The sequence below is a fragment of the Roseibium hamelinense genome, from assembly GCF_007830545.1.
Taxonomy (GTDB): Bacteria; Pseudomonadota; Alphaproteobacteria; order Rhizobiales; family Stappiaceae; genus Roseibium; species Roseibium hamelinense.
Genome location: NZ_VLLF01000002.1, coordinates 1 through 24494, shown reverse-complemented (window position 1 = coordinate 24494; position 24494 = coordinate 1). Strand labels below are relative to the sequence as shown.

Here is a 24494-nt window from a genome sequence, read left to right as displayed (position 1 = left end):
ACGCAAGGGAAACTTACGCGGCAGCGCAGCATCCGAGCCATCTGGACGTTCGCCGCCAAACACACCATGTTAAGGCGCGGGCAGGCCGCAATTCAGATTTTGGAGACCGCAATGAACCGACATTTGAACTGGCGCCAGGTCTTGCGCGGCTTAGTGCCGGCAGCCCTGATCACCGTGGCTGCCGCTGGATTTGCCGCCGCCGATGCGAGCGCACAAACCAACCAGCTGCGCGGGCTCAATCAAGGCAATGCGTCCTCCAACCTGCCCTCTGCAGAACAACAGTTGCAAAGCAACCAAAACCGGCTGCAATCGGACTTTTCGACCAGCCGCCAGATCGACAGCGCAGAGCGCCGGCAAAACATCGACACGATCAATCGTCTCGCCCCGCTGGAGGCGACCGGAGCTTGCGCAAACGCTCAAGATTGCGCCGAGGAATAGCCAGAAAAGCGGGACTGCAGCCCCGCATTCCCGTCTCGGGCTTGGCCCTGGGCCAGAGGCTTAGTTGATGTGTTCCAGTGTCAAGGTGCTGACGCCGAGTGTCAGGTTTGTGCCAGTCTCGCTCTGCAGGCTGAACGGGTTGAGCGCGATCGACTTGTCGAGACCGCCTATCAACGCATTGGCCTGGACACCGGCCCCCACGCTGACACCGGCAGAAACACCGGCATATCTGCCAGACAGAGCACCAGGCTTCATGTCAGCGCTCGGCGCCAAGACGCCCCAAACAAGCGTTGCATCTTTCGTGGTGCCAAGATCAAGCCCGTACTCGGACACCTTTCCGGTGTAATACTGGACCGGTCCGCCGCTGCGCGGTTTGAAATTGCAGCCGAGTGTGTGGTTGGAGCCAATGATAAAGCCGCTCTCCCCGGTGATTGCGCAGGTCAAAACACCGATCTGCACACCTGGCGCGGTATCGCTGGCGAAAGCCGCAGATCCAAACGGAGCTGCGATCAATGCGGCAGTGAGAAAGGCTTTCAAGTTCATAGACATCTCCAAGAAAAACGGCCCGCGTTCCCGCAGGGTCTTGAATGGCTTAATCCGGCAATGTGTCCGAATTGAAATGGCCTGATGGCAATACGATGTCTGTCCGCAATACGTTGTTTCCGGACGCCTCCGGCAGCGATAGGCGGCTGGCACCTATCGGAACTGCACTCAAGCGGCGTCCGCGGCGCCTGGTTCGGTATGAGCTGCCAGGGCACCTGCCCCGGCGGTTGCCACAACGCTTGATTTAAGATGATGCCGCCCGCGGGCCTGGGCCCAGCGCCTAATAAAAATCAGCGCAGAAATCGTGGCAATCACGGCCACAATACCGTTGTCCGATCCGCTAAAGGCCCAAAGGATCCCGAACGCTGACACGCAGAGCATTCCCAGCGACACGGCCAGGGTGCCCTTCTGTGGAGTATCGGGAAGTCCGGCAAAGCCGGACCGTCGGCACAGTGTCAACACCAGACCCGTCAGAAACACCGAAACCAAGAGGCTCTCGCGCGTGTACGGCAAGAGCGCGGCCGCAAGTTCATCGCCAAAGGTCCCGCCATACTCAAACAGGCCGCGCAACAGAGGTGTGATGAGCAGCATGTAAACATTCACCCCCAGCATTACCGGGTTCATCCGCACATCCAGATACTTGAAAACGGCGAAGACGCACAGTGCGGTGACGCATCCGATCCAACCTGCCGGTTCCGCCTCGCCAAAAACACGCAGCGCGATCACGAACGCCAGCGATGGCGCCCCCTCCAGAACATCCGTAATCAAGGCGCGCTGCTGCGACATCGGCTTGCTCCCTTTCGGCCAAGTATGAATTGTGAAATACAACTTTTCTAAGAAAAAGACAAATATAACAATTTATAATCGTATCATTTTTGTCAGGAAGCTCCCCAAAACCGCTTCTTCAATAGGCCGCGTGCTCTTTGTTAACCATTCGTTTCTTATAAAATCTAGAAATGCGTGCGACGCCACCTCAAGCCACGTGCGAAGGCCATCATGAAGCTGATCGTCCAAATTCCGTGCCTGAATGAGGAAGCGAATATTGCGTCGGTCGTAAAAGATATCCCAAGTGAGATACCCGGGATCGACATCATCGAAATTCAGGTGATTGACGATGGCTCAACCGACCGGACGGTTGAGATCGCCCGCGAGCTGGGCGTTACGCACATCGTCGAAAACGACGTGAACAAGGGCCTCGCGAAAAGCTTCCAACTGGGAATAGAACATGCGTTGAGAAACGGAGCTGACATTATCGTCAACACTGATGGCGACAATCAGTATTGCGGCGCGAGCATTCCGGACCTTGTCCGCCCGATATTGGACAGGCGTGCGGATATTGTGGTGGGCGACCGGAAACCGGGGGCCAATCCTGAATTCAGTTTTTTGAAACGCCAACTTCAAAAACTGGGCAGCTTCGTCGTCCAAAAACTATCGGGGTTGGTCGTGGCCGATGCGGTTTCTGGTTTTCGCGCCTACTCCCGCGAAGCGGCCCTGACCATCAATGTCATGACGACATTCAGCTACACCACGGAAACCCTGATCCATGCGGGCCAGCATGGTTTGAGCGTACTATCCGTGCCGGTCGCTACAAACAGCGAAACACGGCCGTCCAGACTGTCCACTTCAATGATCGGGTTTCTTTACAAGCAAACCATCACCATCTTACGCAGCTTTTTCATGTATCGGTCGCTTAGCGCCTTCCTTTTCATGGGAGGCCTGATGATCTTGATCGGGCTGCTTCCGGTCGCACGATTTCTTTATTTCTATTCGATTGGAGATGGAGAAGGCCGCATTCAATCCCTCGTCCTGGGAAGCATGTTCCTCCTGGCCGGGTACATGACGGTTGTGGTGGCATTTTTGAGCGACGCCATTGCGACAAACCGGCGCCTTACGGAAAATGTCCTGCGGCGTCTGCGGTCCCAAGAGCTTGCGAACCCACCCGAAACGAACACTTGGCAGGACCGCACAGATGCCGAGTGAGGGGACGGCACCAGCAGCCAGAAGCGCTTCCGGCACCCGCGCCATTGCCCTGATCACAGCAATTTTCGGCGCGGCGTTCTACGCGGTGTTCGCGAGCGGCGCTTTCAGCCCCCCAGGAACGGCTTTTTTCGGTCACGACATTTACGACTATTATTACCGGGCGGTTCTGGACGGCCGCCTCGATCTTCCGATCCGCGTATTGCGTCTGGAAGGACACTACACGCCTGACGGTACAGGTTTTCTGTACCACGGTCTGGCACCGCTCATGACACGCTTTGCATTCGGGTGGGCCTTCCCGTTTGGCAGTTTTTCGATGGCGGCTTTCTCCATCTGGTTTTGGGCTGTCTTGGGAACTGCTTTCTACCATGCCGCCTTCTTGAAGGCTGGCCACGCCCACTTCTCAAAAAACCCGGGCCATGGCTATGTTATTGGGCTTTTGCTCTGGTTTGCCGGCCCGGGTCTGCTCCTGAGCAGCAATCCCGGCCTGTACAACGAACCGATCTCGGTGGCCTTTGCAATGACCGCATGTGTTGTATTTCTTTGGGTCCGCTACGTGGCGGCCAGAGTTTTCGGCTGGCAGTCTTTGATCCTGATGGCACTTTGTGCCGGACTGTCTGTGCACGCGCGCCCAAATATCGCTATTGGCCTGTATGCCGTCACTCTGTTCGCGATCCTGATCGTCCTGCGCAGCGACCTGAAACGTGGCGTATTGCCAGCAGTAATAGCGCTCGGCATCCTCGGCCTCTTCGGGTCCGGATATGTTTTGATCAATGCTCTCAAGTTCGGCTCACCGGTAACAACACACGGCAGTTTCACCTCCGGAGAGGTCCAGCAAGGCTTCGCTTATTGGGGGCTGGAAGACGAAAACTCCGAACGCGCCCGCGGTTTCAATGAGCACGGCAGGTTCAATCCACTGCGCGTCATCCCCAACGGCCTGATATACACCTTTGATCTGCCCCAAAGCCTGCCGCCTTTCAAAGAGGCCGGCCGCAAAATCAGAAACCTTTATGCCGACACCACCCAGCCACTCTATGGTTTTGTTCGGTTCGAAGTTCCGCGAATTGGCATTGCGTATCTTTGGCCGGGTTTTTTGCTGCTTGGTGCATTTGCTTTGCGAACGCCGCGTTCGGAGTTCACCCGGTATGCGCCTTTGATGGCGGGGCTTTTCCTAACCCTTCTGCTCACGCTGTCCTACGCAACAATAACACTTCGATACCGGGTCGATTTGTGGCCGTTCATCGCCGTCATTGCATTGCTTGGCCTCGCCGGTCTGAACCACTCCACATTGTCTGCCGGCTGGAACCGTTTTGCCGGTTTTGCCCTCGGTCTGTGCGCTATGCTTGGTATTTCAGCGACAGCGCTCGCCGCTCTCATTATGCAAATCCGGCTGACGGAAACCGACATCATGAGCAGGTGGGACTTTGAGACATGCGTGGAATTGGTCGTCGAGCGCGGCTTCAGCCAAGAGCGCAGCGAAACCCTATGCGCGCTTCCGTCTTAATTCACGAATATCGGGATGAAAGATCAACGATGCCAATAGAAGTTGCGGCCAAAAAGGCATATGTCGCCTGTCTTCGGGGGCTAAGAGCTGCAAGCGACGGTCTTGGGACAACACGCCTCCTTCAAAGGAACAGCAAAACCTCACGCCGGGCACACTGGCTTTTGAGCCTTTTGGCAATCCACGATCTGAAAGCGCTGATTGCACTGGATGTGCCATGGTGGGCCTATGATGCAATTGACGAAGTAAACAGGTTTTTGGACCTTCGGCCGAAGGCACAGGTTTTTGAATATGGCTCCGGGGCAAGCACTATCTGGCTTGCGCATCGTTGCGAACATGTCTGGTCGGTTGAGCATGATCCGGACTGGGCACGTCAAATGACTGCCGAGATCGCCCGCCTTGAGCTTACAAACCGGATAGCGATTGAGATCTGCAGTCCCGACAAAAAAACCGGCTGTGCGGATGTGTTCCGCTCTCAAAAGGCTGGATATTCAGGGCTTTGCTTTGAGAGTTACGCTAAGGCTATCCAGCAGCATCAGACCAAATTCGATCTCGTCGTCGTGGATGGCCGGGCTCGTGCAGGGTGTTTGTTGGAAGCTATCAAATGCCTAAAGGATGACGGTTTGATTGTCTTCGACAATTCCGGGCGGCGGCGATATCGTGAAACAATCAAATCCCTGGAAGAGAACATGGATGTCCGCACGTATCATGGCATGACCCCCTCTCTTCCCTATCCGGAAGAAACCACCCTCATTTCTGCGTCCAAGAACACATCATTGGCACCGTGACGACCGGCGGCCGCTCAACAACGGACAAATGGAAGGTGACTTTCCTTTGGGCCGGCAGACTGGCGATGGTGCTGGCGCTTCTGCTGCTTTGCCTTGAAAGCTACAAGAGCTGGCCCGGCATCTCCAGCTGGCGTCCAGATGCCGCCGATCTTTTTGTGCTGACCGGATGCGCTGCCGGCTATGCCTGCGCACTCTTTCTTTTGGCAGAGGCATGGCATCGGATCGTTCGCGCATTTGGCACTCCGGAGCGGGCTGTCTCATACAAGGCATACATGCGTTCCAGCGTCGCCAAATACCTCCCGGGAAATGTTGCGCATCTCATCGGCCGCGGTTTTCTGATGCGCGGCAACACATTGAAAGACGGGGACATTGTAAAGTCCACGTTTGTTGAATTGATCATAACGCCGGCCGGGGCGCTGCTCACGCTCGCGGTGCTGTTCTTAGTTGCTGGCCAAAGCACGTTTGCGCCATGGTTTGGCAACTATTCCGAAGGCATGGCTGTCGGAGGGCTTTTTGTTTGTTCGGCCGCTGCGATTGTCCTCGCTTTAGGCCGCATTGCAAACCGGCCGAATGCACGCCTGCAACTGTCCTGGGCAGTTTTCTTATCCGCCCTGTTTATGGCAGTGCTCGGTTTGATTTTCATCGCCATCTACAGCCTGTTGTCATCGGATATACCCCGGGCTGAGCTTTTTGAGGCATCAATCGTGTCATGGCTCTTAGGATTTGTGACCCCCGGCGCACCGGGCGGGCTAGGCGTCCGCGAAGCCTCCCTTAGCATCTTGTTGCAAGACCATGGCGCGGACGCGACCGTGTTGATTTCAGCCGCGCTTTTAAGACTGGTGACAATTGCCGGAGACCTGATCTTCTTTTCAACCAGTTGGCTGATTTTTCCGCACCGGCCTGCGCGTGAAACCAAAAAAGGCGGCCGGAGCCGCCTTGGATGACCGCACGTACCGGTCAGATTATTTGAGATTGCCGCAGAACCGCTGGATGCGGGTGCAGGCTTCTTCCAGGGCCTCTGTCGCTGTCGCGTAGGAAATCCTGAAATTCGGACCAAGACCGAAAGCTGAGCCCTGCACAACCGCAACGCCCTCCGTTTCCAGAAGTTCTGTGACAAAGTCTTCGTCGGATTCGAGCACCTTGCCGGACGGCGCGGTCTTGCCGATCGTGCCTGCGCAGGACGGGAACACATAAAAGGCACCTTCGGGCACCGGGCAGGAAATGCCGTTTGCCTGATTGAGCATCGAAACCACCAGATCGCGCCGCGCCTTGAACACTTCATTGTTTTTCGGAATGAAGTCCTGCGTGCCGCTGATGGCTTCCACGGCCGCCCACTGCGAAATGGAGCAGGGGTTCGACGTCGATTGCGACTGCACCTTGGCCATTGCCTTGATCAGGCTGGCCGGGCCGCCCGCATAGCCGATCCGCCAACCGGTCATGGAATAGGCCTTGGACACGCCATTTACTGTCAAGGTGCGGTCATAGAGCTCTGGTGCGATCTGGGCCGGCGTCGTGAACTTGAAATCGTCATAGACCAGATGCTCGTACATGTCGTCGGTCATGACCCAGACATGCGGATGCTTCTTGAGCACATCACACAATGCCTTCAGCTCGCCTTCGGTGTAGGCGGCGCCGGATGGATTGGACGGCGAGTTGAAGATCAGCCATTTGGTGCGCGACGTAATGGCTGCGTCAAGCGCTTCGGGACGGATCTTGAACGTGGACTTGTCGGCTTCCACGATCACCGGCTCACCGCCGGCCATCAGCACCATATCCGGATAGGAAACCCAATAAGGCGTTGGGATGATGACTTCGTCGCCCGGGTTCAAAGTGGCGACCAGAGCGTTGTAGAGCACCTGCTTGCCACCCGTACCGACGGTGATCTGGTTCGTCTCGTAGGTCAGTCCGTTTTCCCGCTTGAACTTGGCTGCAATCGCCTCTTTCAGCTCCGGGATGCCATCAACGGCCGTATATTTCGTTTTCCCGGCATTGATGGCGGCGATTGCCGCCTGCTTGATATTGTCCGGCGTGTCGAAATCCGGCTCGCCGGCGCCCAAGCCAATGACGTCTCGGCCGGCAGCTTTCAGCTCGCGGGCCTTGTTGGTAACGGCAATCGTCGCAGAGGGTTTAACACGGTCCAAAGCGTCGGCGAGAAAGCCCATAGTGTCCTCCATGGGAAACGGGAAAGAAAAGCGCGCGGACCGTAGTCCCGCATGAAATTTATGACAAGGGCAAGGCCGCTGGAAAAGGAATAAAAAAAGGCCACGCATTCCGCGCAGCCGTTCAAAAAGCTTCTTCACACACCGCGAAAGCCACGGCGAACTGGTAAGCCTTGCGATGGAGCATCCAACGAGCCAGACATGGAAAGGCTATTGGCAGCGTTGATGCTGTACGAATCGCCCAGATCATCTTCCTATCTCAAAAGCCTGGTTGCGCGGCTATGGCGCCGATACCGGTGTCTACGCCGAAGAGCCTGTCCCTCATGATTTGGTGCGTTGGCCACCAGATGCCGGGCCGGTCAGGCACGTGCTTCCAGAACCAGCTTCGGCACCTTGGTGGTGTCAATCAGGCTCGCCTTGAGCCGCTTCTTTTTGGACTGCCCGTTCAAGGCATTCACAACAACCGACATGGGAACCTCCGAGCCTTGCTTGGCAGAGTCCAGAAGGTTCGAGTAACTGCGCGGATGCAGAAGGGTTTCCGTTATCGGTTTGACGTCCATGATTTCAGGCGTCAGTCCATAGGCTTTCATGGCGGATTTGTTTGCCGCGACGATCATGCGGGTGTTTGTGTTCACGACAACCATGGCCGAGCTGCAGAGATCGAACACCTTGGAAAAGTCGACATCCCCGCCGATCTGCCCGGCGGAAAACAAAACACCCCCGACATTGCCGCCAATGCGGAAATACATGGCATCGTAGGACAGTTCGACACTTTCGCTCGACGGCAACAAGAACCGTGTGCGGCCGGTTGCGCTGGCGCGCCGGGTCAAAGCCGCAATGGTGAGCGACACAAGTGTTCTGCCTACCCGGTTTTGAACATGCGCAATGTTGCGGCCGAGGATCAGCCGGGCATCCGAAATGCGGAAATGCTGGACAAAGGCTTCGCTGGCAAATCGTACATAGCCAAAATTGTCGACCAGAAGCACAACACGGTTCGAATTGGCCACGAAATGCTGGAGGATCGGTGCCAGACCCAACACCACATTGCCCGGATTTGCATCGCCTTCGCCAAGCGAAGGGAAACAGATGGCCAGCAGCCGCCCGTCCGGCATCTCGTAGCGATAGGCCATCAATGGAATGCCTGGGATCCGGTGATCGGGGCCGCCGCCGACATCATAAGGGCCCGCCTTGCCGTCCTTGATGGCTCCTTGAACGAGGCGAAGGATGTTTTTGCGGTCCTCGGGGGTCAGCAGCCGCAGAGCCTCCGCGGATGGCGCCTGTTGCAGATCTTTGATCTCGCTGTGAAAGCTTTGCGAGGCGGATTCATGCCAGAGAATGGTCTTGCGGCTGATGTCGGCAATGAAAAAATGAAGCCCCGCAAGTGACAGCGCCGGTCCGCCCTCGGTTTTTGCCGTATCTTCCGTTCGGACTGGTTCGGCGCTCACGGCCTTGTCCGCACCGGTTTTGGGTGCCGGCGTTTTACGCTGCGCTGCCTGGGTACTCATAACTCGTGTCCCGATCCCCATGGATCTTTTCCAATGGCCGAGAATGGCCTGCAAAAGCAAAAAAGTTATGAAGACCGGCCTTACAATCTGCTGCAAACGCCGAAGTTTCCAGCGCCACGAAAGGGTCACAGAATCTTACCGAGCCAGCCCGATTGCGGACTGCCAACGGGCGGATTCCCTTGCGACAAGGCACCTATTGGAATTCGTTGGAGGGATTGCCAATGGACTGGGAAAGATCGCTCGGACCCGCCGATGACCGGAAGAATTTCCGGCCGGTGTTGCGTGAAGGATTAACCATTGCCGCAGCTGCGGGCTTGAGTACGGCTTTGATCACCGTCATAAGCCCGGCCGATCCACTGCTTTGGCTGGTCTCAGCGGGGTTTGTCACGATGGCCGGCCTGACACTGGCGTTGGCAAAGCGTTTGCGGCGGGATCTGCGTGGTCCGGCACACTATGCCTCCAGCAAAACGAGACTCAGCGTTCTCGATCGCGCAGCGCGCCGGGTCTCCACAAGTTTGGACGTTTGAAAAATGACAAAAGACTCCACAAACGGGAGCACCGCTAAAACAACGGTCTCCCGCAGGGCCGACGCGGGGCCGTTGATAATTGCCATCGTCATAGGATTGTGCGTGGCCCTTTCGCTGACGATCGCCGCTGCATGGGCATCTGATCCGGAACGATTTTCCATCGACCGGCCGTCGGCTCCTGCAAGCGTTCTCAGCATTCCACCTGAGAACTCAGAGATTGTCAGCGGCAAGCTTCAGGACCGGCACCCGGCCTTCGAGGACATACAAACGCCGTAACTTGTCCAAACGGCGGCATCGCCGGATCCTTTAGATATTGTATTCTAGGGTCCCCGCTCTCGGCTTGGGGCCTGATCCCCAGGGGGCAATGCCGCACACGGATCAGGCCCCTCGCCCCAGGTCCGCCCCCCGGTAGCTTCAGGCGCCGGAACGCACTGGACGTTTGACAAGGCACCTTGTTGAACTGGCGATTGTTACAGAGAAGTTAGCGCGCCGTTCACACGCCGGGCAATGCCCGCAGATCCGCGTTAATGACATTTCTCGATATTCCGGCTCGGGGCTACGGGATTGCGGGGATAACCTGTCCCCTCGTCATGCTGCTTTTGATTTGCGCAAACTCAAACACCATTGCACTGCGCGGCCAACCGGAGGATAAGAGACCTGAAAATCGAAGTATGGGGAAACCGCAATGGCCGTTGATCTCAGCATCTCCGCCGACACCGTCCGTCTCTTGATCCAGAAGGCGCGCGCCGCCGCCAACACTGTTGATGACAGTTTCGACGGTGGCCATGAGGGTGATATTGAGTTTGACGAAGAAACCCTGACAGACACGCATCATCACGACGGGCTGGCCGAAGAAGAAAACGACGACATGTCGGAAGCAGAGCTGCGCGAGCTGATCGATGACCTGAATGTCGACGAAGCCGCAGAACTCGTTGCAATCGCCTGGATCGGACGCGGTGATTTCGAAGCGGACGATTTCGCAAATGCCACCCTGGAAGCCAAGGAACGCGCGACGCGCGCGACCTCGTCCTACCTGCTCGGCATCCCGCTCTTTCCCGACTATCTCGAAGGCGGTCTCGACGCGTTGGGCCTTTGAACGTCCGCGCCCTGCGCAATGGCTCGCGGCTTCAAATGATTTAGGCTAACCGCCGCCAGTCGGCGACGGAAACGAAGGGGGGCAGGCCTTTTCCAGAGCCGCACTCCCCGCGTCTTCCTGAGCTGACTGCGCAACCAGGTGCTGTTTAAAAACGCGATTGTGGCCCGTATCCGTGACGCAGCCGGCGGACCAAGACAACGATGTTCGGAAGGGCAACATGGGTCACGCCAACTTCTTCAGGCAATCAGCGCTTTTCCTTTGGAAAAGCTGTTAAGCATTCATTTACCATATTCCCCCACGGTCCGTTTTGTCCCAATCTCACCCGAGGAATTTTCCGAGGACTGACGGAGCCGGGGGGTAAGTTTATGTTCCAGGATCATTCAAACTTTGATCAAGACTCTGCGCCGCGTCCATCTCCATGGCCAATGGTGTGCGGTATGCTCGCATTGGCCGGCTTGATCAGCACTTTGGCCGTCGCTTTCGGAAACTAGATATCACATCCCTTTCCAAGCCTTCCGGCTTGAGCCGGATTTTCGCGCTGGATGCCGCACGCGGCGTCGCGATTTGCGCGATGATCGCCTATCATTTTTCCTGGGATCTTTCCTGGTTCAGCTTCGTGACATGGCCGGTTGCAAATGGCTGGAGCTGGCGGGTTTTCGCCGGATGCATCGCCGGCAGCTTCCTGTTTCTGGCCGGCATTAGCCTTGCGCTGGCGCATGGTGACGGCATCCGCTGGCCTTCATTCTGGCGACGCGAGGCAACGATCGCGCTTGCGGCTGCAGGTGTTTCCCTTGCCACATACGTCACCTTTGGCAGCAGCTTCGTGCGTTTCGGGATTTTACACGCCATTGCCGCGAGCTGTCTGATTGCGCTTCCCTTTACGCGCCTTCCGGCTCCGGCAAGCGCTGTTGCCGCGCTTTTGTTTGCAACCGCACCTGTGTGGCTCAGCAACCCGGCTTTCGACGGAGCCCTGTGGGTCTGGACCGGGCTGGGGGAACCGGGCTTCGGCAGTGTCGATTATGTCCCGATCGCGCCTTGGACTGCTGCGACCCTGGCAGGCGTTTCGGCGGCCAAGTTTCTGATCGCCTTCAACGTGCCCGCAAGGATGCAACAATGGAATCCGGGCGGTCCGCTTGCGTCCATATTGCGGCTCTTTGGCCAACGCTCCTTGCTGATTTATCTGATCCATCAACCGATCCTGTTCGGCCTGGTCTGGTCGGCGGACGCGGTTGGCTTGGCGCCGGACCGGACAGGGCCCGCCTTTGTCGAAAACTGCCGGATCAGTTGTGAGGCCGTTCAAGGGCCCGGATCCGATTGTGCCGGAGCGTGCGCATGCACTCTTGACGGCCTTCGGCAAAACGGCTTGTGGGATCCCCTGACAAAGACTCCCAATGATGCCGGGCTACGCCAACAGATGAACCAGACCTACGCGCTTTGCCTGGCCGATCCAACCGTCTTCGATAGCAATACGGCGAGCAACTGACCGGCACCTTCCGAAACAAATATTCTCAACAGGCGCTTTTGGCCTTGCCGTTTTCCCGCCCCAATCCGGGGCAAAAAGCCCAACATGATCAAATTGTTTCGCGCAGCGGCGCTTTGCGCAGCCTTGGCTCAACCGGCTCAGGCGGCGGACCTCATTCAGTTTTGGGACACCCCCCAAAAAGGGGGCAACAGCTTTAACGCCGAACCGCCGGACGCGGACTATTTCGAGGCCCTTGCCGACACCGGTGCAACCTGGGTGCGGCTCGCGTTCAGCAAATGGCCCGGTGCGCGCCGGGATTTTCTCATCGGTAGTGCGGGTGCTTATACGGGCCTTGAAAAGGCAGACCTTGAAACCCTCCGCCAAGTGCTTGATGCCGCCCATGGCGCGGGCCTGAAGGTGGTTGTTGTGCCGCTCAGCCTGCCCGGTTCAAGATGGTCTCAGCAAAATGACAGCCAGTTTGATGACAGGCTTTGGTCGGACACAGCTTTCGCCGATCAGGCAATACAGTTCTGGAAAGACCTTGCGGACGCGCTGAAGGATCATCCCGCGATTGCCGCCTACAATCTTTTGAACGAGCCTGCCCCCGAAAAGCCGACAGGCCTTGTAGAAAACGGCAGGACGGCCGATCTGCAAGCCTGGCAAACATCCCATAGCGGTACGCCGCGCGACTTGCCTTGGCTTTATGAACGGATGATTGGCGCAATCAGGGAGGTGGACCCGGTCACGCCGGTCATGGTCGACAGCGGATATTACGCCAACCCGCGCGCTCTGGCGGCCTGGCCGAAAAAACTGACGGATGAACGGGTGCTCTACGCCTTTCATATGTACGAGCCCTACGCCGCAACAAGCTCTCCGAACATGAAGCGCGACACGCCCTTGCGCTATCCCGGTGTGGTCACGGATTATGACGGCAAGGGGTTGACCTGGACAGCGCACGACGTCGCAGCGCATATCGGTAAAGCCTATGAGTGGGCGGACCGCGCCGGAGTTCCGTCCAACCGCATTGTCGCGGCTGAGTTTGGCTGCATGCGCCGCTGGCAGGACTGCGGAGCCTATCTCACCGATGTCATGGATGCGCTGGACAAACACAACGGTCACTGGGCGTTCTATTCCTTCAGGGAGGATGTCTGGGAAGGCATGGACTATGAACTGCCGCAGGACTTTCCGCCCGGCCGCTTTTACTGGCTGATGGAAGAAGGCAAAGCAGCCAAATTGCCCAGAAACGGACAGTTGATGGAGCTTTTGAAGGCCCGGATGGCAAATTGAGCCGGCATCCCCACTCAGACCAGGCCGATCCGCTCCTGAGCACGGTCAATCCGCATCTGGGCGAACGCCAGAAACGTCGCCGGGTCGCGGCCGGCGGCAACCTGCGCCAGCGCCCAAGACGCGGATACCGCGTCGCACACGGATTTCATTTCCCGAAACCGTGAAACCAGACTGTCCGGCGGCGTTCCTCCCGAATAGGCGTCCAGCAGAAGCTTTTCATCCGCCGCCTCGAAATCATTCTCCAACGCCGCATAAGCGAGATCCCAAGCCGGTTCACACTGGCCGGAATACTCCCAGTCGATCAACACCAGCTTGCCAGCGGAATACAGGATATTACCGGGCGACAAATCCCCGTGGCACGGCGCAAAGTCGTCCGGCCGGCTTTGCAGCGCACCCGTATCGGCAAGCGCCTCAATCAGCGGCGCGATGCGCTGCGCCAGATCGGCTTTTTTCGAAAAATAGGCTTGTTGCCCGGCGATCACCTCTTGTGGGACAAGCTGCCATCTGAATTTTTTGGGCACGCTATGCAGGCGGGTCAGGACCGCACCGAGTTTTTCAGCCAAACTCCGTGCATCCAGCGGTTCATCAGGCAGCGCGGCACTCAGTTGCACCCCGGTATTGGGATCGGAATAGAGTGGCACCGGCGCAATGCCCAATTGCGCTGCTATTCGATGGTTGTGTGCTTCCTTCACCCGGTCCACTGCCCCTGCGGTTTCCGCCCGAGGCAGACGAAGGATGTAGGTACCGTTGGCGCAGGCAACGCGAAACACACGATTGGTCAGCCCCGCCTCCCGGCGCACATCGGAGATATCGCCACAAATCTTTTTAAGATGCGGAAAATAGGCGAAGGCGCGCTCAACATCGCTTAAAGGTGAAATGGACAAAAGACCTGCATTCCGAAATTGGGACCGGGCTCTCCCGGGATCCGCACAGCGTGGAATCGACATGACCGACCTGGCCAGCCCGCACATCATCATCACCTATTGCCGCCAATGCAACTGGCTCTTGCGCGCTGCCTGGATGGCGCAGGAGATCCTGTCCACCTTTTCAGAGGAAACCGGAGCCGTAACACTGGTGCCGGGTACCGGTGGTGTCTTCACGATCATCTGTGACGGCAACCAAATTTGGAACCGCACGGTCGACGGCGGCTTTCCGGAAGCGAAGGTGCTCAAACAGCGCTTGCGCGATCTGCTGTGGCCGGAAAAGTCCCTTGGCCACAGCGACCGGTGACGAATATTATTGGCTCGGCCCCAGCATCTTGCGGGGGTCCACAACCTCATCGAAAACCTCGGCCTCGATCAGACCCAGCTCAAGACAGGCCTCGCGCAAACTAAGATTTTGCTCAAACGCGTGATGGGCCGCGTGGCTCGCCTTGTCATAGCCGATCACAGGCGACAGCGCGGTCACCAGCATCAGCGAGTTTTCGACATAATGATTGAGCTGCTGAATGTTCGGCTCGGTGCCCTCGACCAGAAAATCCGCGAAGTTGCGCGCGCCGTCGCCCATGATCCGGATAGATTGCAGCACCGCGTTGATCATCACCGGCTTGTAGACGTTCATTTCCAGAAGACCGCCCGCCCCGGCCATGCCAACCGTGACATCATTGCCCATGACCTGCACCCCGATCATCGCCAGCGCCTCGCACTGGGTCGGGTTCACCTTGCCGGGCATGATGGACGAGCCGGGCTCGTTGGCCGGAATGATCAACTCGTTGAAGCCGCAGCGGGGGCCGCAGGACAGGAGCCGGATGTCGTTGGCGATCTTGTAAAGCGTTCCGGCCACCGTCTTGAAGCTGCCGTGCAAGGCGACAAGCGCATCATGCCCGCCCTGGGTGGCGAACTTGTTCGGCGCGGTGCGGAACGGCAGCTCCGTCAGGGCCGCGATCCGCTCCGCCGCGCGCTCCGCAAAGCCGATCGGCGCATTGATGCCGGTGCCGACCGCCGTGCCGCCGAGCGTCAGCGCGTAGACGTCCTCCAGCGCCCATTCGATGCGCCGGATGCCCTCGTCCAGCATCGCCACATAACCGGAAAACTCCTGCCCGAGGGTGAGCGGCGTCGCGTCCTGCATATGCGTGCGGCCGATCTTGACGATGTCCGCCCAGGCCTCCGCCTTGGTGTTCAGCGCTTCGCTGAGATGCTTGAGGCCCGGCAGCAGGCGGTGCGTGGTGTGGATCGCCGCCGCCATGTGCATGGCCGCCGGAAACGTGTCGTTCGACGACTGGGACATGTTGACGTGATCGTTGGGATGCACGGGCGTCTTGGAGCCCATTTGCCCGCCCGCCATTTCAATGGCCCGGTTCGAGATCACCTCGTTGACATTCATGTTGGTCTGCGTGCCCGAGCCGGTCATCCACACATGGAGGGGAAAGTGATCGTCGAGCTGACCCGAACCGACTTCCCCGGCCGCCGCCACGATCAGATCGCAGATGTCCGGTGGCAAATGCCCCAGATCCCGGTTCACCTCCGCCGCCGCCCGCTTGAGGGTGCCGAACGCATGCACGATTTCCACCGGCATCAGATCCGTGCCGATGGAAAAGAACTTCAAGGATCGCTGCGTCTGCGCGCCCCAATACCGGTCACCGGGAACCTCGATCTCGCCAAGACTGTCGGATTCTGTGCGCATGGGAGCTCCTTTGCGTTCGGTGCATTCTGGTGCCCAATTCGTCAAAATTTCGAAGCAAATGCAACCCACCCCGTTTATCACCGGAGCCCACCACGCAGATTTGTTCTCACAGCGAAATTAAAGCTGTTTGCGACATACTCAGGTGCCTTAACGTCATGTAAATTCCGCCAAAGGTACCGTAGCGGGACTCAAACACGGAGCAGTCAATGAAACTGTTAGGTTCGACGTTTCTGTTTGCCATGGGAATGGTTGGCATTGCTCAGGCAGCCGACCTACGAGTTGAAGTCAAAACTCCGGAGGGGACCCCTCTGGCCCACGCTGTCGTAACTGTTTCCGGTCCCGGAAAAGCGACCGGCGTCCCGGCAAACGCGTTTTCAATGGCCCAGAAAAACAAAACGTTCATACCGTTCGTCATGGTTGTTCCGGTTGGCGCGAAAGTCGCCTTTCCAAACCAGGATGAAATCAAGCACCACGTCTTTTCATTTTCTCCGGCCAAGCGCTTTGAGCACGAGCTTTACGGCAAGGGTGAAACCCGCACGGTCGTTTTTGACAAGCCTGGTACAGTAGCAATCGGATGCAACATCCATGACCGGATGGAAGCCTATATCCGGGTCACCGAAGCTCCCCTGGCGGCGGTGACCGATGAAAAGGGTGTGGCAATGCTCAGCGGCATCACAGACGGAGAGCATACTGTTGAAATCTGGCATCCCTATCAAAAAGGTGATTCCGACACGCCAATCTCGCGAAAAGTCTCTTTCAGTGGCTCCGGCATCACCACGGAAGTGGTTGAAATGACCATCGGCCAGTCTCCCCGCGCACCGCAACAACAGAACTAAACAGAGATATGTGAACTTGTTTACCCGCCTGCGTACAAAGCTGACGTTCTTTTACAGCGCGCTGTTCGCGCTGATCATGATGACAGTGGCGGGCGGGGTATATTCGATGATCTCGACCAATGCCATAGGTTCGGCCCGCGCCCAGCTGGAGGCAACTTCCGCAGCCTTCCAACGGCTTGAAACTCTGCAAATCGAACAGTTGCGCGAAAATGTGCAAATCTCATCGCGTGATTTCGGGTTTCGGTCAGCGATCTCACTCGGCCCATCCGAACCGGAGACCATCCGCTCGGCTCTGGCCAATCTCCGGCTCCGGATGAATGCCGATGTAGCCTATGTCATCTTTCCGGACGGAACGAGCATTTCCGATACCCTGTCGGCCGCATTACCCGCTTCCATGATCGACACACTATCGGACGGCAATGAGCACGAAGGCGGTGTTGTCCTGGGGCAGTCTGCCTATCGCGCTGTCCTGTCTCCTGTTTTTGCGCCTAACCTGGTCGGATGGATTCTTGTCGGAAACCGGCTTGACGATTCTCAAATGCAGGCGCTTGTGACGCTGTCTTCCATTCCGATTCAGGCCGAGCTGCTACTGCTGGAGGGAGGCCGCCAAATCCCGGTTGCGCGCTCGACCCCATCCGCCCCCGAGCCCCGGTCAGCCGCCTCCGCGCCCGAAGGTCAGCTTCTGCAACAAACGCTCAGGCTTCCAGGGCTGGCTGGCGACGAGATGGAACTCGAACTGAGTTTTCCAAGAGAACTCGCACTGCAACCCATGTGGTCGTTGCTGAGGGTCCTGGCCGTGATCGGAGCCCTTGGACTTGCCCTGTTGAGCATCGCGGCGTGGCTGCTCGCCCGCTCCATCACCAGCCCTCTTGCCCGGCTGGAACAGGCAACACGGGATGTGGAAGATGGGACCTACCAAGCGGTTGAACTGTCGTCATCGGACGAGATCGGCCGCCTGGCCAACAGCTTCAATCTGATGACTGAAGCCATCGAGGAGCGAACCCACACCATCACCCATCAGGCGTTGCACGACCGGGAAACCGGCCTGCCAAACCGCGCATTCTTTGAAGAACGTCTCACCGGCTTGCCGCCGTCCGATGTTGTTGTGTCCGTTGTCGGCATCGATCGGTTTCAGCCCATTCGGGACGCCATCGGCTATGCGCAGACAGCCGAACTCATCAAGGCCATCGGGGCCCGTCTTGGCCTTTTGGAAACCGTTGTTCCGCCGGCGGACCTGTCCGGCGGATTGCTTGCAGTCGCCTTTCAGGCGCCTTCGGACGAGGACGCGGAAAACTGGCTCGCCCATCTTCTGGATGTATTGGAGCAGCCTGTTGATATCGCTGGTCAGAAAATCGATGTGATGGCCCGCGCAGGCTTTGTCCGCAACAGTGTAACGGAAGCCAACGGCCCGACCGTCGTGGAAAAGGCGGCGATTGCATTGGATCAGGCGCGCGGTGCCTTTGCGAAGACCGGCCTTTTTGATGCCAAGTCCTATGGTGATCCGGTCGCCAACCTGTCCCTGATGGGCGATATGCTGACCGGCTTCGAAAACGGCGACATTTTCCTGGCCTATCAGCCCAAGTTGAACCTGCAGACCCAAAAGATTGAATCGGTTGAAGCCCTGCTGCGGTGGCGGCATCCGCAGCGCGGCATGATCCGGCCGGACATCTTCGTCACCATGGCCGAAAACACCGGCCACATAAGGGCGCTCACCGAGTGGGTTGCCCAGAGGGCTGTGGCGGATCAGCGAACGCTGGCAGACAGTGGGCTCCCGCTCCGCTTCTCAATCAATGTGTCCGGCCGGCAACTTGGCGACGGCTCCCTGATCGAGCTGCTGGACACTCTGGAGGTTTCGTCCCCAGACCAACTCTGTTTTGAAATCACGGAAACGGCTGTTATGGGCGACCCTGACAATGCGGTGTCGGACATGCGCGCCATCTGCGAACACGGCTTCAGCATTTCCATTGATGACTATGGTTCTGGCCTCTCCTCCCTCGCCTATCTGAAAATGATACCGGCACAGGAATTAAAGATCGATCGCAGCCTCCTTCTGGGCCTGGCACCCCAGTCCCGCGAGGCCTTCATGCTGCGCTCAACAGTGGAACTTGGTCACGGCCTCGGCATGAAGGTGGTTGCCGAAGGCGTGGAAGACGTCGAAACGCTGGAAATCCTGCGCGACGTCGGCTGCGATCTTGCTCAAGGATATTTCATCTGCCGGCCGGTGCCGCTGGCCGATCTCACAGACTGGCTCAAGCAGGAACGCCCGGCCTTTTTGCCGGAGGCAAGGCTGTCTGCGTGACCGGAGAGCCGCGCTCCTGACACCCTCCTGTCAGCAGATCAGCGCGGCAGGCGGAAAAACAGGAACAAAGCCGCAACGGCCTCTTTCCCCGCGGCCGGACTCGGACCATATTGCAGCGCATGAGCAGCAAGACGTCCAAATCCGCCCAAACTCCCTCAGACGCCGATCCTGAAACCGGGTCCGGCGCAGGCCAGCCGGACGGCTTCGGCGAAGCGCCGCAGCAACCGTTGTCCGGTGCGCCGCTGTCCGGCTCCATCAGCGATTGGGCCGCGGAGATCGCCGAGGAAGCGGACAAAGCGATGTCTCCGGAGCAAAGCGGAGGCAAGCGCGACCGCGCGCCGGCCGGTCAGGCCGCCCCTGCGGAGGGCAGCGCATCAGCGCGAACGCCCGTGAGCAAAAAGACACCCTCCAAATCCAGGATCAAGAATCCGGCAAAGCTTGCGGACCTGGCGCCGGGCGCGCCGGGTTCGTCCAAACGCACGGCGCGGACCTCCTCGAAGGAGCGGGAACGGGCCGGAGGCGACGGCTCAGTTGCCGCCAATGTCGAGGAAGGCCGCAAGGCAAAGCTGTCGCCCAAGGGTGCGAAGGCGAAGGGCACCTACGGCGAAGTATCCAGTGGGGAAGCAGAAGACCGGGCCAACGGCCCGCAAGCCCAAGCGGGCGCCGGAGCTGATGCGACGCCCACGCGGAGGTCAGGCCGCAAGGCCGGTGCGACCGCGAGCGAAAAAAAAGAAAAACCCACCAAATCCGCCCGCGGAACCAGTATGGGCAAGGCGGACACGGCGCGCGAGCGGGCTGCCGGCGGTCTCAATCCTGTCGCGGGCATGGACATGTCGCTGGAGGAGGCCGAGGAGCTCGAAGCCAAGCTCAAACAGCACAAAAAGGACAACAAGAAGAAGTCCGCCGCCGATGGCCGCTATGGCGAGCTGGGCGGCAATCAGGGCGCGACCGCGACCGTCGAGGCCCTGTCCGCGCTGATCGAAAGCGGCAACCCGCTGCACAAGAACGGCGAATTGTGGGTGCCGCACCGGCCGGAACGTCCGGCGAAATCCGAAGGCGGCGTGCCGATCAATCTGGCCTCCGAGTATGAGCCCAAGGGCGACCAGCCGACCGCCATTGCCGAACTGGTGGAGGGGGTAACCGGCGGCGAGCAGACCCAGGTGCTGCTCGGCGTCACCGGCTCGGGCAAGACCTACACCATGGCGCAGGTCATCCAGCGCACCCAGCGCCCGGCGCTGATCCTCGCCCCCAACAAGACGCTGGCGGCCCAGCTCTACGGCGAGTTCAAGAGCTTCTTCCCGGACAACGCGGTCGAGTATTTCGTCTCCTACTACGACTATTACCAGCCGGAGGCCTACGTTCCGCGTACGGACACCTATATCGAGAAGGAAAGCTCGATCAACGAGCAGATCGACCGGATGCGCCACTCGGCGACCCGCGCCTTGCTGGAGCGCGACGACGTCATCATCGTCGCCTCGGTGTCCTGCATCTACGGTATCGGATCGGTCGAGACCTATACGGCGATGACCTTCGCCATCGAGGTCGGCGAACGCATCGACCAGCGCCAGCTGATCGCCGATCTGGTGGCCCTGCAATACAAGCGCAACGACGCCGCCTTCCAGCGCGGCACGTTCCGGGTGCGTGGTGACACGATCGAGCTGTTCCCGGCGCACTATGAGGACCGGGCCTGGCGGATTTCCCTGTTCGGCGACGAGATCGAGCAGATCACCGAGTTCGATCCGCTGACCGGCAAGAAGTCCGGCGACATGAAGTCGGTGAAGATCTACGCCAACTCGCACTATGTGACGCCGAAACCCACCCTTCAACAGGCCATCAAGTCGATCAAGACCGAGCTGAAGGGCCGCCTGGAAGAGCTGAACGCCCATGGCCGCCTGCTGGAAGCCCAGCGGCTGGAACAGCGCACCATGTTCGATCTGGAAATGCTGGAGGCGACCGGCTCCTGCGCCGGGATCGAGAACTATTCGCGCTACCTCACCGGCCGCAAGCCGGGCGAGCCGCCCCCCACCCTGTTCGAATATCTGCCGGACAACGCCCTCGTCTTCGCCGACGAGAGCCACGTAACCATTCCGCAGATCGGCGCCATGTACCGGGGCGACTTCCGCCGCAAGGCAACGCTCGCCGAATACGGCTTCCGCCTGCCCTCCTGCATGGATAACCGGCCGCTGCGCTTTGAGGAATGGAACGCCATGCGGCCGCAATCCGTCGCGGTGTCCGCCACCCCCGGCTCCTGGGAGATGGAAGAGGCCGGCGGCGTCTTTGCCGAACAGGTCATCCGCCCCACCGGCCTGGTCGATCCGGTGATCGACATCCGCCCCGCCTCCTCCCAGGTCGACGATCTTCTGGGCGAGGTGCGCGAGGTCGCCCAAAAGGGCTACCGCACGCTGGTCACCACCTTGACCAAGCGCATGGCCGAGGATCTGACCGAATACCTGCACGAGAACGGCGTGCGCGTGCGCTACATGCACTCCGACATCGACACGCTGGAGCGGATCGAGATCATCCGGGATTTGCGGCTTGGTGCCTTCGACGTGCTGGTCGGCATCAACCTGTTGCGCGAAGGCCTCGACATTCCCGAATGTGCGCGGGTCGCGATCCTCGATGCGGACAAGGAGGGCTTCCTGCGCTCGGAAACCTCGCTCATCCAGACCATCGGCCGCGCGGCGCGGAATGTCGACGGCAAGGTCATTCTTTATGCCGACAACATGACCGGCTCCATGGAGCGGGCGATTGCCGAGACCAACCGGCGCCGCGAGAAGCAGCTGGCCTACAATGCCGAGCACGGCATCACGCCGGAAAGCGTCAAGCGCTCCATCGGCGACATCATGCAAAGCGTCTACGAGCAGGACCACGTGACGGTCGATGCCGGGTTCGCCGAGGAAGGCTCGCTGGTCGGGCACAATCTGCAGGCCCACATTTCCGATCTGGAAAAACAAATGCGCGATGCCGCCGCCGATCTCGATTTCGAGACAGCGGCCCGCCTGCGCGACGAGATCAAGCGCCTGCAGGAAACCGAACTGGCGGTCGCCGACGACGCCATGGCCCGGCAATCGGACGTTGCCGGGGCCACCGGCGGTTACAAGGGCGACAAGAAGTTCGGCGCCGGCGGCACCAAGGAAGGCGCCAGCGGCAAGAAACGCGAGACCGCAAAAGATAGGGCCATCCAAGCGCGTGAGCGAAGTGCTGCGTCTTCCGGGGTGTCAGGGAAAAAGGGTTCGGGCGCAGCCCGCAAGGCCGACCGGCCGTCGCCCGGTCAGGGCGCCCCCGCGGAGGGCAGCGCGTCAGCGCGAACGCCCGTGAGCGAAAGCCAACCAGCACCTTCAAAGAAGGTGCGCAAGAATACGCTCGACGAGATGACCGTCGGCCGCACGGAAGTGCCGCTGTCAGGCAAGGCGGCCCCGCAGAAACCGGCGCCCATCATCCAGGCCGAAGACGCCCCGCATCACACCCCGCGAGGCAAGATCGGGGTGGGGTCCTATGAAGACCCGGTGGACGAGAAAAAGCGCCGCGGCCGGCCGAAAAAGAGCGGACGGCCGGGGCGGTAGTCTCCCCTCAGTGGTCATCCCCCGCCCCACGAAGCGGAAATGGGCAGGGATCTAATCCACTGGCCCGCACCGGCCAGAGAACAATTGGGGTCCGCGACGGGCCGCAGTGACGGGTCCCTATCCCGACCCTCGGCTGCCAATGGATCCCCGCATGAAGCGGGGATGACGTCCGAGGTTGTGGAGAGGCTGTGCCTGTGCCTGTGCGCCAGTGCTCTCGAAGCGGGAAGGTCCCGCATCAGGTGCGGAAGGACCGAGGAGTAAGTGGCGCGGCCCATCAACAGACACCGCGTCATCCCATGGCTTGACCATGGGATCCATTCCGTTCCCGCGCCACAAGCACGACTGATCGGGTGGAGCCATCGCGGTATGGATCCCCGATCAAGTCGGGGATGACGACAGTGGGTGTGCCTGTGCCTGTGACCTAGAGCTCTCGAAGCGGGAAGGTCCCGCATCACGTGCGGGGGGTGGAGGAGTAAGTGGCGCGGTCCATCAACATACACCGCGTCATCCCATGGCTTGACCATGGGATCCATTCCGTTCCTTTTCCAAACGGCACGGCCCTCCTTTGGGCGCCATCACGGTATGGATTACCCGGTCGAGCCGGGTAATGACCGAGGAGTAAGTGGTGCGGCCCATCAACAGACACCGCGTCATCCCATGGCTTGACCATGGGATCCATTCCGTTCCTTTTCCAAACGGCACGGCCCTACGTTGGGCGCCATCACGGTGTGGATCCTCGGGTCAAGCCCGAGGATGACAGCAGTGGAACAGGCAAGGCATCATGTTTCAACACGAACAACGTCATCCCATGGCTCGACCATGGGATCCACACCCTTCCATATCCAAACAGGACGACCCGGCGCCGGGCACCGTCAGGGTATGCACTACCCGGTCAAGTCGGGTAGTGACGGAGGAAAATACAGCCGGATTCTCCATCCGCTCCATCACCCTGGGGCTGACCCGAGGATACACACCCTGATCCTGCCACCTGCACAAGGGGCGCTGGAACGGAACAGATGCCATGGTCAAGCCATGGCATGACGCGGAGGGATTGTGCATAGTCCGGTGTGGCGCAAGAAGCGCCGAAAACAGCCCTCACCTGTTGAGCGTCTTGCCCAAATCAAACCAGTCCGGGTTCAAGCCCTCGATCAGGTCGATCTTCCATTTTCGTGGCCAGCGTTTGATAGCCTTTTCACGGGCGATTGCTTGAGGCGCCGTCTCATGTTCTTCATACCAGATCAGCCGTTTGACTGAGTAGCGTTTGGTAAATTGCGACCCAGTGCCGGACATATGTTCAACAAGCCGCCTGGGGAGATCGTTCGTCACGCCGGTATAAAGCGTGCCGCCCTTGCGCGTTGTCAGGATGTACACCCAGTAGCGCTTGCGCATTTGCCGATAGGAAACGGTATGGATCCTCGGGTCAAGCCCGAGGATGACATCGGAGAGTGTGGCGAGGGCTGCACCTATGCCTCGGTCCGCTGGAAGCGGGTAGATCCCGGGTCAGGTCAATGATGACAGCCTTTACTTTTGGTAAAGCTCTCTTCCCGCACTCCGTCATCCCATGGCCTGACCATGGAATCCACTCCGTTCCTTTTCCAAAACAGCACGGCCCGACTTTGGACGCCATCACGGTATGGATTACCCGGTCGAGCCCGAGGATGACGGCGGAGAGATCCGGTCATGACGGTTGATCCCAAAGCAGTGGGCCAGAGCATGCAAACACCGTCCCCGACCAAGTCCGGGGCGGGCTCACAAGCAGGAGAATGACGTTGGGGCGCATGGTGGGTTTGCGCCTCCCCCCTCCTGACAAACAGAAAACTTGTCCACGCCCCTTCGCCCTGCCCCTATACTTGCCCCGCCTGCTCAAAGGGCTCCGTGGGGGACCGTCCTT

At 59.2% G+C, this 24494-nt stretch carries 21 protein-coding genes; 14 read left to right on the top strand and 7 right to left on the bottom strand.

Annotated elements, in window-relative coordinates; all coding sequences use genetic code 11:
* Positions 1-111: 111 nt before the first annotated feature.
* Complete coding sequence (locus JM93_RS04950) at positions 112-438, top strand: hypothetical protein (RefSeq protein ID WP_145341092.1); 327 nt, start codon at positions 112-114, stop codon at positions 436-438.
* A 60-nt stretch (positions 439-498) separates the two neighbouring features.
* On the opposite strand, the gene JM93_RS04945 is transcribed toward JM93_RS04950, so the two are convergent.
* Positions 499-981, bottom strand: a complete 483-nt coding sequence (locus tag JM93_RS04945) for a DUF992 domain-containing protein (protein WP_145341091.1) — start codon at positions 979-981, stop codon at positions 499-501.
* A 168-nt stretch (positions 982-1149) separates the two neighbouring features.
* A complete protein-coding gene (locus JM93_RS04940) occupies positions 1150-1767 on the bottom strand; it encodes a hypothetical protein (RefSeq protein WP_145341090.1) in 618 nt (205 codons plus the stop codon).
* Positions 1768-1977: 210 nt separating this feature from the next.
* Here JM93_RS04940 and JM93_RS04935 point away from each other — a divergent pair, with 210 nt between their 5' ends.
* Genes JM93_RS04935 through JM93_RS04920 form a run of 4 tightly spaced genes read left to right on the top strand, consistent with a single transcriptional unit; the run spans position 1978 to position 6191 of the window.
* Positions 1978-2961 carry a glycosyltransferase family 2 protein gene (locus JM93_RS04935; RefSeq protein WP_145341089.1) on the top strand — a complete coding sequence of 328 codons (984 nt, stop codon included), beginning with the start codon at positions 1978-1980 and terminating at the stop codon, positions 2959-2961.
* Entirely contained in the window at positions 2951-4462 is a 1512-nt protein-coding gene (locus tag JM93_RS04930) for a hypothetical protein (protein WP_145341088.1), read from the top strand. The genes JM93_RS04935 and JM93_RS04930 overlap by 11 nt, the downstream gene beginning before the upstream one ends.
* Positions 4463-4491: 29 nt before the next feature.
* Positions 4492-5247, top strand: coding sequence for an O-methyltransferase (locus JM93_RS04925; RefSeq protein ID WP_170230530.1), 756 nt, complete (start codon positions 4492-4494; stop codon positions 5245-5247).
* Positions 5248-5282: 35 nt separating this feature from the next.
* Positions 5283-6191 carry a lysylphosphatidylglycerol synthase domain-containing protein gene (locus JM93_RS04920; protein ID WP_145341086.1) on the top strand — a complete coding sequence of 303 codons (909 nt, stop codon included), beginning with the start codon at positions 5283-5285 and terminating at the stop codon, positions 6189-6191.
* Positions 6192-6209: 18 nt separating this feature from the next.
* Here JM93_RS04920 and JM93_RS04915 read toward each other — a convergent pair whose 3' ends face one another.
* Both JM93_RS04915 and JM93_RS04910 read right to left on the bottom strand, forming a co-directional pair.
* Positions 6210-7409, bottom strand: coding sequence for a pyridoxal phosphate-dependent aminotransferase (locus JM93_RS04915; protein WP_145341085.1), 1200 nt, complete (start codon positions 7407-7409; stop codon positions 6210-6212).
* A gap of 356 nt (positions 7410-7765) precedes the next feature.
* On the bottom strand, positions 7766-8911 hold the full coding sequence (locus JM93_RS04910; protein WP_196220754.1) for a PAS domain-containing protein: 1146 nt from the start codon (positions 8909-8911) through the stop codon (positions 7766-7768).
* A gap of 221 nt (positions 8912-9132) precedes the next feature.
* Here JM93_RS04910 and JM93_RS04905 point away from each other — a divergent pair, with 221 nt between their 5' ends.
* The 5 genes from JM93_RS04905 (at position 9133) to JM93_RS04885 (ending at position 13283) form a co-directional block, all read left to right on the top strand.
* Positions 9133-9438, top strand: coding sequence for a hypothetical protein (locus tag JM93_RS04905; protein WP_145341084.1), 306 nt, complete (start codon positions 9133-9135; stop codon positions 9436-9438).
* A gap of 3 nt (positions 9439-9441) precedes the next feature.
* On the top strand, positions 9442-9714 hold the full coding sequence (locus tag JM93_RS04900; RefSeq protein ID WP_145341083.1) for a hypothetical protein: 273 nt from the start codon (positions 9442-9444) through the stop codon (positions 9712-9714).
* Between the two features lie 409 nt (positions 9715-10123).
* Positions 10124-10534, top strand: a complete 411-nt coding sequence (locus tag JM93_RS04895; protein WP_145341082.1) for a DUF3775 domain-containing protein — start codon at positions 10124-10126, stop codon at positions 10532-10534.
* 430 nt (positions 10535-10964) lie between these two features.
* Positions 10965-12017, top strand: coding sequence for a heparan-alpha-glucosaminide N-acetyltransferase (locus tag JM93_RS04890; RefSeq protein ID WP_208994962.1), 1053 nt, complete (start codon positions 10965-10967; stop codon positions 12015-12017).
* An 84-nt stretch (positions 12018-12101) separates the two neighbouring features.
* Complete coding sequence (locus JM93_RS04885; protein ID WP_145341080.1) at positions 12102-13283, top strand: glycoside hydrolase family 5 protein; 1182 nt, start codon at positions 12102-12104, stop codon at positions 13281-13283.
* A 14-nt stretch (positions 13284-13297) separates the two neighbouring features.
* Here JM93_RS04885 and JM93_RS04880 read toward each other — a convergent pair whose 3' ends face one another.
* Positions 13298-14167 (bottom strand): choline kinase family protein, encoded by an 870-nt coding sequence (locus JM93_RS04880; RefSeq protein ID WP_170230529.1) that lies wholly within the window; start codon positions 14165-14167, stop codon positions 13298-13300.
* Between the two features lie 61 nt (positions 14168-14228).
* On the opposite strand from JM93_RS04880, the gene JM93_RS04875 reads away from it, so the two are divergent.
* Positions 14229-14513, top strand: coding sequence for an Rdx family protein (locus tag JM93_RS04875; protein WP_145341078.1), 285 nt, complete (start codon positions 14229-14231; stop codon positions 14511-14513).
* 6 nt (positions 14514-14519) lie between these two features.
* Here JM93_RS04875 and fumC read toward each other — a convergent pair whose 3' ends face one another.
* Positions 14520-15905 (bottom strand): class II fumarate hydratase, encoded by a 1386-nt coding sequence (gene fumC / locus JM93_RS04870; protein ID WP_145341077.1) that lies wholly within the window; start codon positions 15903-15905, stop codon positions 14520-14522.
* Between the two features lie 206 nt (positions 15906-16111).
* Here fumC and JM93_RS04865 point away from each other — a divergent pair, with 206 nt between their 5' ends.
* The 3 genes from JM93_RS04865 to uvrB all read left to right on the top strand — a co-directional run bounded on the left by JM93_RS04865 (position 16112) and on the right by uvrB (position 22603).
* The gene (locus JM93_RS04865) at positions 16112-16741 is read left to right on the top strand and encodes a cupredoxin domain-containing protein (RefSeq protein ID WP_145341076.1); all 630 of its coding nucleotides are present in this window, start codon (positions 16112-16114) and stop codon (positions 16739-16741) included.
* A 10-nt stretch (positions 16742-16751) separates the two neighbouring features.
* On the top strand, positions 16752-19040 hold the full coding sequence (locus JM93_RS04860) for a putative bifunctional diguanylate cyclase/phosphodiesterase (protein WP_145341075.1): 2289 nt from the start codon (positions 16752-16754) through the stop codon (positions 19038-19040).
* Between the two features lie 119 nt (positions 19041-19159).
* Positions 19160-22603: an excinuclease ABC subunit UvrB gene (uvrB, locus tag JM93_RS04855; RefSeq protein ID WP_280114408.1), complete on the top strand. Its 3444-nt coding sequence runs from the start codon at positions 19160-19162 to the stop codon at positions 22601-22603.
* Between the two features lie 1095 nt (positions 22604-23698).
* Here the strand turns inward: uvrB and JM93_RS04850 are convergent.
* Positions 23699-23992 carry a GIY-YIG nuclease family protein gene (locus tag JM93_RS04850; protein ID WP_145341074.1) on the bottom strand — a complete coding sequence of 98 codons (294 nt, stop codon included), beginning with the start codon at positions 23990-23992 and terminating at the stop codon, positions 23699-23701.
* Between the last annotated feature and the right edge of the window lie 502 nt (positions 23993-24494).